The organism is Microcystis sp. BLCC-F210, from assembly GCF_042134685.1.
Lineage (GTDB): Bacteria > Cyanobacteriota > Cyanobacteriia > Cyanobacteriales > Microcystaceae > Microcystis > Microcystis aeruginosa_D.
Genome location: NZ_CP169647.1, coordinates 3531227 through 3544652, shown reverse-complemented (window position 1 = coordinate 3544652; position 13426 = coordinate 3531227). Strand labels below are relative to the sequence as shown.

The window sequence follows — 13426 nt, the reverse complement described above, 5'->3', positions numbered from 1 at the left end:
CCCAAAACCCTAACACCCCAAAACCCCAAAACCCTAACACCCCAAAACCCCAAAACCCTAAAACCCTAAAACCCAACACCTGATAACTGTTCTCAAATCGCCATAGAAGAAAGTGTTAAAAAGAGATTAAGATAAATTAAGATTTTGTATCAAAAGTAGCCCCAAACCCCAGTCCTCTCATGTCTAGCCATCCCGACTCATCCCTATTCTTGAACCGCGTCGATAAGCCTGAAGAAGCCTGTGGAGTTTTTGGACTCTATGCCCCCGAGGAAGAAGTAGCAAAACTGACCTATTTCGGACTCTATGCCCTGCAACACCGAGGACAGGAATCGGCAGGTATTGCCACCTACGACGGGGAAACGGTGCATTGTCACAAAGAAATGGGCTTAGTTTCCCAAGTTTTTAACGAAACTGTCCTTAAAACCTTGCCCGGTACTCACGCCGTCGGTCATACTCGTTACTCTACCACTGGTTCTAGTCGTCGCGCCAATGCCCAACCTGCTGTGATCGAAACCCGTTTGGGTAAACTTTCCCTAGCACATAACGGCAATTTAGTCAATACTTTTGAGTTAAGAAATGTATTAGAAAAGCGCGGTTGTGATCTCTTCACCACCACCGACTCGGAAATGATCGCGGTCGCTATCGGACAGGAAGTGGATAGTGGCAAGGATTGGATAGAAGCGGCGATCGATGCCTTTAGCTATTGTAGCGGGGCTTACAGCCTTGTTATCGGCACACCGACGGGAATTATCGGGGCGCGGGATCCCAATGGTGTCAGACCGTTAGTAATTGGGGTTTTGCAAGAAGAGGGTAATCCCCCCCGTTATGTTTTAGCTTCGGAAACCTGCGGATTAGATATTATTGGGGCCGATTATTTGCGGGATGTGCAGCCGGGGGAATTAGTTTGGATTAGTGAAGATGGCTTATCTTCGGTGGATTGGTCCATAAAACCGGAGAAAAAATTATGCGTTTTTGAGATGATTTATTTTGCCCGTCCCGATAGTATTGTTCACGAGGAATCTTTATATACTTATCGGGTACGTTTGGGGGAACAATTAGCCAAAGAGTCGCCGGTAGAAGCAGATATGGTGATGGGAGTTCCCGATTCGGGTATTCCAGCTGCGATCGGATTTTCGCGCATTTCTGATATTCCCTACGCGGAAGGATTGATTAAAAATCGTTATGTGGGACGGACTTTTATTCAACCAACCCAACACATGAGAGAGTCGGGGATTAAGATGAAATTGAATCCTTTAAGGGATGTTTTACAGGGAAAAAGAGTTATTATTGTTGATGATTCGATCGTGCGGGGAACCACTAGCCGGAAATTAGTTAAAGCTTTACGCGATGCTGGAGCAAGAGAAGTTCACATGAGAATATCTTCACCTCCAGTGACTCATCCGTGTTTTTATGGTATTGATACGGACAACCAAGAGCAATTAATTGCGGCAACTAAATCGGTGGCGGAAATTCAGGCACAAATCGGGGTGGATAGTTTAGCTTATCTCAGTCACGATGGAATGTTAACAGCAACGAAGGAAGATCCGAAAACCTTCTGTACTGCTTGTTTTAATGGCGATTATCCGATTCCTGTACCTGATAATGTTAAGCGATCGAAGTTGATCTTAGAAACAGTTAAATAAATAGCCTCAAGGCTAAATCCTCTGAAAACAATCGGCAATTTCCTGGGGAGTTAAAAGGGAATTAGGATAACCGGAAAGTTGTCCTAATTTTTGTGCTAATAAAACCGCTTGGGGTGGAGTTAGATAGGTTTTGGCTAAGAGATCGGTTTGATGATAAGCTTGTCGGATTGGGGCATCTAAAAGGATAGTTCCTTGACCCATGATAATTACTCTTTCGGCGTATTCTGGCATTAAATAGAGGTGATGGGTGATCACAATCACGGTTTTGCCCATCTGGTGTAATTGACGACTCACCTCTAAAATTGCCTTAGCTCCTTGGTAATCTTGGCCGGTGGTGGGTTCATCAAAAACAACTATGCGCGGTTCCATGGCTAAAATTGCCGCAATCACTACCCGCGCTCGATCGCCTTTCGGTAAGGAGAGAGGATGATAGGATCGATATTCTAGCAATCCCATGGCTTCTAGACTTGCTTCCGTGCGTTGGATAATGATTTCTGGAGAATAACCGAGATTAGTCAGGGCAAATGATACTTCTTTCTCGACAGTGGTGTTAAAAATCTGATTATCGGGATTTTGGGCTACATAACCGATCGAACGCGCTAAATCACTGACAGAAAAGCTAGCGGTCGAACGTCCATCAATCATAACTTGACCGGTGGTCGCCGAAAGAAGATTGAGAAAATGCTTGACTAAAGTGCTTTTTCCTGCGCCATTTTGACCGATAATCAGCAGATATTCCCCTTCGGCAATATCGAGGGACACATCCCACAAAGCGGTAGTACCATCGGGGTAGGTATGGCAGAGATTTTTTACCCTCAGTAGGGGGTTTAAGGGGTCACAAACCGACGATAAGGGAGGGGTTAGGCTGATTTGATGATAAAAGGATTTAATCTCGTTTAAACCAGCAAAACTGCGGTCTAAGGTGACAGGAATCGACTCGACCGCCCCGATTTTCTGCTCGATCAAGGCAAAAGTAGTGGCCACCTGCGGGGGACGCAGGGCATTTTCCTGTAAAAGTTGTACTTGGGAGTAGATCTCTGCTGGGGTTCCCATAGCTTCGATCGCACCATCCCTTAATAGTACCAGGCGATCGGCATATTCGGCCATTTCCTCGGCCGCGTGGGAGACCATCACAATAGTGACACCGAGATGGCGATTTAATTCCTTAATGGTGGCGAAAACTTCCTGGGATCCCACCGGATCCAGTTGGGAGGTGGGTTCATCGAGAATTAACAAAGCGGGCTGAACTGCGAGAGCGGCGGCGATCGCTAATCGTTGTTTTTGTCCTCCCGATAGTTCCCCCGGCGATTTTTTTTCCATTCCCTCTAACCGGACTGCCGCTAAAACTTTGGGAATACGCGCTTTAATTTCCTCTCGCGGTAGCCGTAAATTTTCTAGGGTAAAAGCGATTTCATTTTCTATCGAAGTGGCTAAAAGTTGCGTTTCGGGATCTTCAAATACTGCCCCCACATAGCGGGCCAAGGTGCTAACGGGATGGGTTAAAGTGTCTAAACCGGCTACTGTTGCATAACCAAAAAAACGCCCTCCGTAAAATTGGGGGACAATACCGTTAAGAGTTAAACAGAGAGTAGTTTTTCCCGCACCTGTGGGTCCGATAATACCTAAAAATTCGCCTCGATGAATTGCTAAAGAGATATTTTTAAGCACTAGATTGGAGGATTCGGGATAAATATAGGAAACTTTCTCTAATTGGGCGATGATTTCCATTATTGGTGGGGAAGAGAAGACAGGGGTGGAGTAGATAGGGAGATATTTTTCAGGAAAATTTGCATTAGAGACGCTTCTATTTTTCGCTACCTCGATCGATGAACTTGATTATCACACAGGTGGCACAGTACGCTGTCAATTTTAAAACTATCAGAAGATTTAAGCTAAGACGTATTTAAAGGCTGCATCTCATTTTTGTAAATCTACTGAGTTGGGATTTTTAAAGGGAAACTATCTTCTAAAATTGGTCATTACTTCCGATTTTATCACTCAATCCAAGCCTTTGGTGGGTTTGGGGGGTAGAACCCCCCGCGCATTAGTTTTTCGGTGGGATGCTTACAGGCAGCTGCTGATACATTTGTCATCATTTAAGAGTCACTGATAATTGCTGATTTTCGGTATTTCTGAAAATGTACCAGTTACTCCTCGCCCACTCGCAGAAAAACTTAATATTTCTACTCTTGACAAATTTGCTTTAAAGTGCTGAAAAAATCGGGGTAGGAAATGCCGGCCGCTTCAGCGCGATGGATAGTGGTGGGTTGACGGGAATTGAGGGCAGCGATCGCTAGACTCATGGCAATGCGATGATCGGTAAAACTGTCCACTTCCGTGCCGAATAGGCCTGTGCCGCCGGTAATCTCTAAACCATCGGGTAATTCCCTTACTTTTGCCCCTAGGCGATCGAGTTGGGTGGCCATCACCGTCAGGCGATCGCTTTCCTTAACCCGTAATTCCTCAGCATCCTTGATAATTGTCGTTCCTTGGGCAAAAACCGCCGCTACTGCCAAAATCGGAATTTCATCGATCAGACGGGGTATAATCTCACCAGCGATCGTGGTTGCCTGTAGTTGACTGGATTTCACCCGCAGATCCGCCACCGGTTCCCCCGTCACCACCCGTTGATTTTCGAGGGTGATATCTGCTCCCATTGCTTGTAAAACCTGTAAAACTCCGGTTCTAGTCGGGTTTATTCCCACATTTTCGATTAATAACTCGGAATTAGGCACGATTGCCCCTGCTACCAACCAAAAAGCTGCCGAACTTATATCCCCGGGTACAATCACCGTTTGTCCGGTTAAAGTGGGATAACCCGTCACCGTGACGCTATTAGTCTCCCCATCCACCTCAATATTTGCCCCAAAAGCGCGCAGCATCCGTTCACTGTGATCGCGAGATAAAGCGGGTTCCGTGATCGTGGTTTTCCCCTCCGTTAACAGTCCAGCGAGAAGAATACAGGATTTCACCTGTGCAGAAGCAACGGGAGAATAGTAGTGGATCGGTTGCAGATATTCCCCAGAAACGGCTAAAGGGGCCAAAGAATTAGCTTTTCTGCCGCAAATTTGCGCTCCCATTTCCTTGAGGGGTTTCACCACCCTGGACATGGGACGCGATCGCAGGGAAGCATCACCAGTAACGACAAAAAAACGATCCTGATGACCAGCCAATAATCCTAACATTAAGCGGATCGTCGTGCCGGAATTGCCCGCATCGAGGATTTCTAAGGGTTCCTCAAGATTGCCTAAACCCCTACCTTTGACGATCACTTTTTCGCTGTTGAGTTGGGAAATTTCCACACCCATGGCACGAAAACAACTAGCGGTACTGCGGGGATCTTCCCCTAATAATAACCCATGAATAACGGTTTCTCCTTCGGCGATCGCTCCTAACATCAGGGAACGATGGGATATAGATTTATCGCCGGGGATAGTGATTTTTCCCCGTAATCCCGTGATTTTGGCTGGATCGATGACTAAATCTTGATGGGATTGAAGGGGGTTAAGGGTGACAATAGACATGATCGTTAGGCAGATGAAGACAAGCTCGATCTATTTTCCCCCTTTACCTCGCCCTTTCCTTGTCAAGTTATGTAAAGAATATTAAGCTAGAAGCATTCGGTCATCAGTTTTTTGTCATGCCCACTACTGCCCAAGAAGTTTATAATCAACTGGTTTGTCACTTAAGTACCTAAGCAAAATTAATTACACATATCTAACCCCCTCTTGCCTTTTGCCTCTTGCCTTTTGCCTATCTTTACTAGGAAATTAATTTTGCACTACTACTTATCATCTGGGGAACGTTTGCGATTGGCCACAATCATTCTCAATGAACTTGGGCTCTTCTGGTTTCTGTGTGGAAACGGGGTCTATACTGATAGTTTCTTCAGCAAAATAGTCCTAAAAGTCTTTCCAGGTAAATATTTCACGATTCTATAAGCAAAAATTATCACACAAAGTCGAGAAGAGCCGAACTTGTCGGACAACAACAACAACCATCGCTAGATCAAAGTGATACCTGGACTGAGGAGGATCAGATCGATCTTGTCAATTTTTCCCTAAACTATGCGGCCAAAACTTTCTCTGATGTGGAGGGGGATTAATTGGTGACGTTTTCCACTGGGGATGTGATGATAGTTGATTTTCCCGGTGTGACAGGAACGAGGGAAAGGACACAAAGATCGATCGCTCCCGTATTAGGTTAAACTTATCACACCAAGAAACTGATAACTGATAACTGATAACTGATTATGTCTCGTCGTCAACTGTTGAGTTTTTTAATTGCAGTAATTCTGGCATTTTTTGCCCTTATTCCCGATGCTAACGCATTAGGTGGCCCCCAACCCCCTTTAAATCAACCGGCACCCGATTTTACCCTACCGACTAACACGGGAGAAGGAAATATTTCCCTATCGGACTATCGGGGTAAGTGGGTAGTTTTGTATTTTTATCCCAAGGATTTTACCCCCGGCTGTACCCTAGAAGCACGACGTTTTCAGCAGGATTTGCCGAAATATATGGCTAAAAATACGCAAGTTTTAGGGGTAAGTGCCGATGATGTCGATTCTCATGCGGAATTTTGTGACTCGGAGGGGTTAAAATTTCCCTTGCTGGCAGATACTACCGGAGATGTTAGTAAAGCTTATGGTTCTTGGATGGGTTATGTTTCCCTGCGTCATAGCTATCTTATCGATCCCGATGGGATTTTAAAAGAGATTTATTTAGGGGTAAATCCTGCCATTCACAGTGCGGAAGTTTTAGCACGTTTAGAGGAATTACAGGCGATTTCATAAAAAAAATCCCGACCACGATTTTTTCATCGGTGCGGGATATAGACTAACAACCTTAACCGAGATAATCAGGACTAATTGCAATTATCGTCCTTATCACCCTTACAGTCACGGTTTTGTAAAATTAGCGGCGAAGAGGAACGGTCAAAATGGTTATCTTGACTATTAACCGCTAAAGTGTGAGGAATTGAACCTAACAGCAAGGAGGCCAGAACAAACAAGGTTAACGAGATTTTCATGGTTTTACTCCCTTAGACACCATCAGGTAATTGACCTATTTTTACCATAGGGTTTTCCCGCTCGGATGTCAGTCCCATTGCTAAGAGGGAAAAAGGGGTTAACATGGAAAAAAAGGGAATATAAGTAGAATAAAGTAGAACGGGATGAAACCACAGGGATGGGACGAGTTTCTCAAACATCTAGCTAGAGAATACGGTGTTCAAGGCAAATTAAAGGAGATTTTTTTAGTTCGTTTTGCCTACGAAAATTGGCGCAAACCGGATGAGGAAATTTGGGAAATGGCCGAGGCTGCCAGCCATGAAACCTATAAAAAACAGATGACTAAAATCTATAGCTATTTCTCGGCAGATAAAGATAATGGCTGTCCCGAACTAGAATTAGGCAGTAAAGGGCCGGGTAAGTTCCAAATCCTCCGAGAATGGTTCAAAGATATCAAATATCCTGAATGGAAAAATCAACCCACCCCGATACTAGCAGAAAAATCAGTTATAGATACTTATATTAGCCGCCCTCCCGTCGAAAGCGACTGTTATCAAGAAATTAATCGTCCGGGGTCACTTATTCGCATTAAATCCCCTGAAAAGACTGGTAAAACTTCTCTCCTTAAACATCTGCTCGCTCAGGCAGATAGTTGGGGACACAGCACAGTTTATATTAATTGTCAAGTGGCAGAAAAGGCGATGTTTGCTAGTTTAGACCGATTTTGTCGCTGGTTTTCGGCAAATGTCAGCCGAGAGTTGGGTTTAAAGCCGCAATTAGATGAATATTGGGATGAGGAACTATTTGGCAGTTTAATCAGTTGTCAAACCTATTTTCAGTCCTATCTTTTGGAACAGATTAACGGGCCTGTTTTTTTGGCCCTAGATAATTTAGACAGAATTTTCGAGTATCCCGACATCGCTAGGGATTTTCTGCCGCTTTTGCGCTGTTGGCACGAAGAAGCTAATAATTTGGAAATCTGGCAGAATTTGCGGTTAGCGATTGCTAATTCCACGGAAATCTATATTCAATTGGACGCTAATCAATCTCCCTTTAATGTCGGCCGTGCGATTAAATTACCCGGTTTTAGCCTCGAACAACTGGAAAACTTGGCTAGTAGCTACGGATTGCCTAAAAATGAGGATAATCAGCGTTTTCTTGGCGATTTAATCGCTCTAGTCGCTGGTCATCCCTATCTTAGCCGTTTGGCCCTGGAAGCGCAGGTGCGCAGGGAAAAAAATATTCTCCCTAATGCTGCTACCCAAGGGGGAATTTATGCGGCACACCTGCGTCATCACTGGGATAGTCTGCAAAAACAGCCGGAATTATTGACAGCGATGGGGGAAGTGGTTAATTCTTCCGATAAGGGAGCGCGATTAGAACCGATTACTGCCTATAAACTGGAAAGTATGGGTTTAATTCAGCTAAAAGGCGATCTAGCCCAGCCTAGCTGTCAATTATATCAACTTTACTTCCGAGAGGAACAGACCGACAGCGATCTCTAGTGGATAATTATACTAAATCCCTTGAGTACAGGCTATTTATGAGGAGAGGCACTCATGCAAAGGGGAATAAATAATCAGTTTTTAATAACCAGATTTAGTATCACATTTGCGGAAATATAGCTCTCTTAGGTTTGGTGGGTAAAATGTATTCTAAGATACAGTCCTTCTGGCGAGCGAGTAGAAGGAACCACAGAGACACAAAGGACACAGAGATCGATGACTACTATATAAGTTAAGCTTATCACACAAAGAATAAGAGAGCCGAAATATCGACAATCAGCAATTAGGGACTTGCGTAAAAATAAGATGCCAGCTAGGAGGGCAGAACCGTCACATCCCATTTGGGCAAAGTTTCAGAACGCTGCGTTGAAAGGTTGCAATTGTTGGCTCTTCGTTACCCTTTATGCTAAATCAACAGACAAGATGCCAAGATAACATACTTCTAACCCAAAAATTCCGAAAGTTTCTAAATCCATAGCCTCTCCGTTTTATTAGTTTAAGTTTATTGTTGATTCCCTCGACCACCCCATTCGTTGTCCTTCGCTCGAAATAACTAATTATTTCTCCAAACCAGTTTCGGATTGTTTGACAACTCTTAGTAAAAACACTGGAGGATTTTGCCAACCATTCCGAGATGGATAGCATTCCCTCTGTCGGATTCTCTGAGGTTTCATAAATCTTTCTAAATTCTTCCTTTAATTCCTGCATCTTTTTCAAATTTGGAAAATTTTCTTTGATAGCTTCTAGTTTAATTTTTTGGGTTTCCGTTAAATCTTTTTCATTTTTTAACAAGCTATATTTACTTCGCTTTAAAACTTCTAGCTTCGCTTCTTTTTCCGCTTTCTGTTTTTTATTTTTCTGCGCTTCTACGGCTCTTTTTTCTGCTTTTCTTTGTTCGTCTAACTCTTGATTAATTTGTTTCATTACATGGAATCTATCGGCGACTACCTCGGCTGATGGCATCAATTCTTTCACCAAATTTTTATAGGGCAACCAAAGGTCTATGCTGACTTCTTCAATTTGCTCTAATACCTCTTTTCCCCACCCTGTAAGCGTTTCCCTCAATTCTTCTTGTGTTCGCTTCTCTAGAATAGCTATTAGTTTTCCCGTATCTAAATTTACTAAAACCGCACAGTAATTTTTTTGTCCTTTGACTAGAGCGATTTCGTCAATTCCTAGTCTTTTTAATTTCGATAAGTCTGTCTCTGTAATTTCTTCAGCTATGTCCTCTATCATTCTTTGAATCTCTTCTTCCGTTACGTCATTTCTTCGGCTAACATTTAAAATATCTCCTGATTTTAATTGTTCGAGTATATTCTCGGCTAGTCTTTTCGTATAGGTTCGTTTCTTGGCGACAAAATCTAACTCTTCGCTAAAGGGTTTCTGACAATTACCGCACTTAAATTGACGACGATTAATAGGTGTCGATAGCCTTGAATACAGGTTCCTTGTAGGTTCAAAAATTTGTCCAGTATCATAAGTAAAATAATCTCGTTTTTGGCTATTATATCAAATCTGGTTCTTCGGTTTGTCTTATGCAATGGACGGGGGTTATAAGGGATGGAACCTTTATATACAAAGGCATTTGGCGATTTTTGTCAATTGCTTTTGATCTAAAGCGAACTAATCAATTAAATTCCTTGCCAGATAAGGATTTAGTCGATTTATGCCCCCTATCGAACCATACCAAGTAACGAAGAGCCTCAAATCTTAACTCGATTGTCTATCTTTTGGTATTAATTTATTTGTGTCTTAAGTCCTTTTCTGTATGAATTTCAGCTACTTTTGAGCGTAGTTGCTCTCATCGAATTTTATTTTAAGTTAATTATTTGCATAACAATTCCCGAAGAGCCCCCAATTCTAACAACAAAAAAGCACCCCCTTGCGGGAGTGCCTTTTCGTTCAGACTAGGAATTAACCATTGATAGCGGGAGCAATCAGAGCTACAGGAGCCTGTTCACCACTAGCCAAATCTAAGGGGAAGTTGTGAGCATTGCGCTCGTGCATTACTTCCATACCGATACCAGCGCGGTTTAACACATCGGCCCAAGTACCGATTACACGACCTTGAGAATCGAGAATCGACTGGTTGAAGTTAAAACCATTGAGGTTAAACGCCATGGTGCTAACACCCATTGCCGTAAACCAGATACCGATTACCGGCCATGCACCCAAGAAGAAGTGCAGAGAACGGCTGTTGTTGAAAGAAGCGTATTGGAAGATTAAACGTCCGAAGTAACCGTGAGCGGCAACGATATTGTAGGTTTCTTCTTCTTGACCGAATTTGTAACCGTAGTTCTGAGATTCGATTTCCGTGGTTTCACGCACTAAGGAAGAAGTTACCAGAGAACCGTGCATGGCACTGAACAAGGAACCGCCGAACACACCAGCCACACCTAACATATGGAAGGGGTGCATCAGGATGTTATGTTCTGCTTGGAACACGAACATAAAGTTAAAGGTTCCAGAGATTCCTAAAGGCATACCATCAGAGAAGGAACCTTGTCCGATGGGATAGATTAAGAATACAGCAGTAGCGGCGGATACAGGTGCAGAGTAAGCGACACAAATCCAAGGACGCATTCCTAAACGGAAAGACAGTTCCCACTGACGACCGAGGTAGCAGAAGACACCTAGTAAGAAGTGGAAAATGACTAACTGGTAAGGACCACCGTTGTATAACCACTCATCTAAGGAAGCTGCTTCCCAGATGGGGTAGAAGTGGAGTCCGATCGCGTTGGAAGAGGGAACAACCGCACCAGAGATGATGTTGTTTCCGTAGAGTAGAGAACCAGCTACAGGCTCGCGGATACCGTCGATATCTACAGGAGGAGCGGCGATAAAGGCGATGATGAAGCAGGTGGTGGCGGTGAGCAGGGTGGGGATCATGATCACACCGAACCAACCGACATAAAGACGGTTGTTGGTGCTGGTGATCCACTGACAGAACTGCTCCCACAGGGAAGCGCTCTCGCGCTGTTGTAGAGTGGTGGTCATTGGTTGATGATTCCTATTAAGTTATCGAGGTACGATTGATGATGTCTCTATCTTAAGGAGTTTGTAACGGTTTGTAAAGGGGTTTGAAACTATTGTTACTTATGCTATTGATAAGTTTAGCTGATATTAGAGGGGGGAAAATAGGGTTCTTCGTTACTTGGTATGGTTCGATAGGGGGACACAAATCGACTAAATCCTTATCTGGCAACAGACTTAATTGATTAGTTCGCTCTAGATAAAAAACAATCGACAAAAATCGCTAAATGCCTTTCTATATAAGAGTTCCATCCCTTATAACCCCCGTCCATTGCATAGCACAAGTTGGGAATAATCATAATTTCTGAGGCGAATAGAACGACGATGATGTTTTTCAGGATCAAAGGTCATGTATATTCCGGCAATACTAACAAAACCTCTTATCAATTCCCATCACAAGCGATCGCAATTTGCCCCGACGTATTTTTCCTGAAACCCCCCAAATCCCCTCAAAAACCCAACCCCCCAAAAAACCCCAATCCCGTGATTAACCCGATTATTGCCGGCGGACGAACGCAGTTCGATAAACTCACTGACCACAGTTCGCCCCTACAAAATCGACCCGCCTAAGGGCGGGAAAGAAAAGAAAAAAGAAAAAATAGGGAATAAGGGTAAAAAGGGAAAAAAAGGGGAAAAGGGTTACAGAGTCCTCCCAGCACCGCACACCACCCGAAAACCGTCGTTGCTGTTGCCGTCGCGGCGGTAGTAGTAGTCGCGGAAAGCAGAACGGCAGAATGTTGGAAAGAAGTACCAAGAACCGCCCCGCAGAGGAGAAAAATTATCATTCCCCTTTTCTATCCAAGCACTGCCATCCGTCGGCGCACCGTCATAGTTATCGTGCCAAGTATCGGCACACCATTCCCAGACATTGCCGTGCATATCGTACAGTCCGAAGGCATTGGGGGGAAATTGTCCCACGGGAGTCGTTTGTTTTCGAAATTCTCCCTTCGCTTCTTCTGCGTAGGTCTTACTGGCACGGTAGTTGGCCAATTCCCCCGTAATGGTTTCCCCAAAGTAAAACGGGGTGGTGGTTCCAGCACGACAAGCGTATTCCCATTCCGCTTCACTCGGTAGTCGATACTCCCGTTTTGTTTCCCTTGATAGTCGTTTACAAAATTCCGTTGCTTGATACCAGTTGACTCTTTCTACGGGTAGCTCATCCCCTTTGAAGTTAGAAGGGTTTGTCTCTAGGTCGATGTCTATTTTAGCGGTTGCGGCGATCGCTTTCCACTGTGCCTGGGTGATAGGATACTTGCCTATAAAGAAGGGGGGGACGTTAACCTCACGTTTTGGTCTTTCGCTTCTCAATCCTTCCCAATTAAATTTTTTAACCAGTCTTTCGATTTCCTCGTCTTCTGTTCCCATCAGGAAAGTTCCCCCCGGAATGGCGACCATTTCTAAGGTGATGCCGTTGCCCAAATCTTCCCTGAAATATTGGGACTGTTTCGACTCTTTTTTGATTTGCTCACCCTTCGCATTTACTCGCACCACCTCAAAGTTAAATACTGATAACAGTTGTTTTGGCTCTTCTGGTTCAAGCTTGAACTGATAGCCAATTGCTCTTTCTAGTTGCTCAAATCCGTCTTCTTCCCAATAATCAAGCCGGTGAATATCTCGCAGATTCAAGCCAACTTCTGCAAGTCGCAGATCAGGAATTTCGCATTCTTCTAACCTCATGGGAATAAAAAAAATTGTCCCCGGTAGCATCTCTCCCAAGGTATCAAGTGCAATCCTCAACTCCCGTTGGATGTATCCCTGTTTATTAGCCGATTTCCCTGACAGACAGGCGAGAAAAATCTGACTAGCTTTAATCGCTTTCGGAATTTCATCTCGCCAAATTTGCCCCGCAATCAGGTCTTTTTTATCTAACCAAGGTTTATATCCCGCTTGCTTGAGGCGGTTATACAGTGCCAAAACTGCTGGTTTGTCCTCACTGGCATGGGCCAAGAAAATTTGGATCTCTGACTTTTTCATAACTTTTTCTTATGACCACAAGTAGGGGAGAGCCAGATTAACTGGCAGAAAATCTCTAAATAAACCATTTAATTGATTATTACTCATTCTTAATTCTCCTGTCTCGGAGTCTCCTAACTACTGATTCCTCACCAACCAGGACAATTTGGGATTTTTACACCAAGTCCACTTTCTCACTTTCCCCACCCGCGACCTTTTTCCGTTAGATTATAAATGGATACAAAACTTAACATTTTATCCAGAATCTACCGAGAGGGCAG

Annotated in this window: 8 protein-coding genes and 2 pseudogenes; 4 read left to right on the top strand and 6 right to left on the bottom strand. The window is 43.9% G+C overall.

Annotated elements, in window-relative coordinates; translation table 11 throughout:
• Positions 1-179: 179 nt before the first annotated feature.
• Entirely contained in the window at positions 180-1643 is a 1464-nt protein-coding gene (purF, locus tag ACE3JL_RS17035; protein WP_375327980.1) for an amidophosphoribosyltransferase, read from the top strand.
• A gap of 12 nt (positions 1644-1655) precedes the next feature.
• Here the strand turns inward: purF and ACE3JL_RS17030 are convergent, their stop codons facing one another.
• Both ACE3JL_RS17030 and aroA read right to left on the bottom strand, forming a co-directional pair.
• Positions 1656-3371 carry an ABC transporter ATP-binding protein gene (locus ACE3JL_RS17030; protein ID WP_375327979.1) on the bottom strand — a complete coding sequence of 572 codons (1716 nt, stop codon included), beginning with the start codon at positions 3369-3371 and terminating at the stop codon, positions 1656-1658.
• 455 nt (positions 3372-3826) lie between these two features.
• On the bottom strand, positions 3827-5167 hold the full coding sequence (aroA, locus tag ACE3JL_RS17025; RefSeq protein ID WP_375327978.1) for a 3-phosphoshikimate 1-carboxyvinyltransferase: 1341 nt from the start codon (positions 5165-5167) through the stop codon (positions 3827-3829).
• A 728-nt stretch (positions 5168-5895) separates the two neighbouring features.
• Here aroA and ACE3JL_RS17020 point away from each other — a divergent pair.
• Both ACE3JL_RS17020 and ACE3JL_RS17015 read left to right on the top strand, forming a co-directional pair.
• Complete coding sequence (locus ACE3JL_RS17020; RefSeq protein ID WP_375327977.1) at positions 5896-6438, top strand: peroxiredoxin; 543 nt, start codon at positions 5896-5898, stop codon at positions 6436-6438.
• Positions 6439-6818: 380 nt separating this feature from the next.
• Complete coding sequence (locus ACE3JL_RS17015) at positions 6819-8159, top strand: AAA-like domain-containing protein (RefSeq protein ID WP_375327976.1); 1341 nt, start codon at positions 6819-6821, stop codon at positions 8157-8159.
• A gap of 411 nt (positions 8160-8570) precedes the next feature.
• Here the strand turns inward: ACE3JL_RS17015 and ACE3JL_RS17010 are convergent.
• The 3 genes and pseudogenes from ACE3JL_RS17010 to ACE3JL_RS17000 form a co-directional block, all read right to left on the bottom strand.
• Positions 8571-9637: pseudogene (locus ACE3JL_RS17010) on the bottom strand (ISL3 family transposase).
• Between the two features lie 436 nt (positions 9638-10073).
• Positions 10074-11156, bottom strand: a complete 1083-nt coding sequence (psbA, locus tag ACE3JL_RS17005) for a photosystem II q(b) protein (RefSeq protein WP_046663108.1) — start codon at positions 11154-11156, stop codon at positions 10074-10076.
• Positions 11157-11208: 52 nt separating this feature from the next.
• Positions 11209-11421, bottom strand: a pseudogene (locus ACE3JL_RS17000) (hypothetical protein).
• 95 nt (positions 11422-11516) lie between these two features.
• Between ACE3JL_RS17000 and ACE3JL_RS16995 the strand changes: the two are divergent.
• Positions 11517-11762, top strand: a complete 246-nt coding sequence (locus tag ACE3JL_RS16995) for a hypothetical protein (protein ID WP_271990208.1) — start codon at positions 11517-11519, stop codon at positions 11760-11762.
• A 69-nt stretch (positions 11763-11831) separates the two neighbouring features.
• Here ACE3JL_RS16995 and ACE3JL_RS16990 read toward each other — a convergent pair whose 3' ends face one another.
• A complete protein-coding gene (locus tag ACE3JL_RS16990; RefSeq protein WP_375327975.1) occupies positions 11832-13166 on the bottom strand; it encodes an SUMF1/EgtB/PvdO family nonheme iron enzyme in 1335 nt (444 codons plus the stop codon).
• Positions 13167-13426 lie beyond the last annotated feature (260 nt).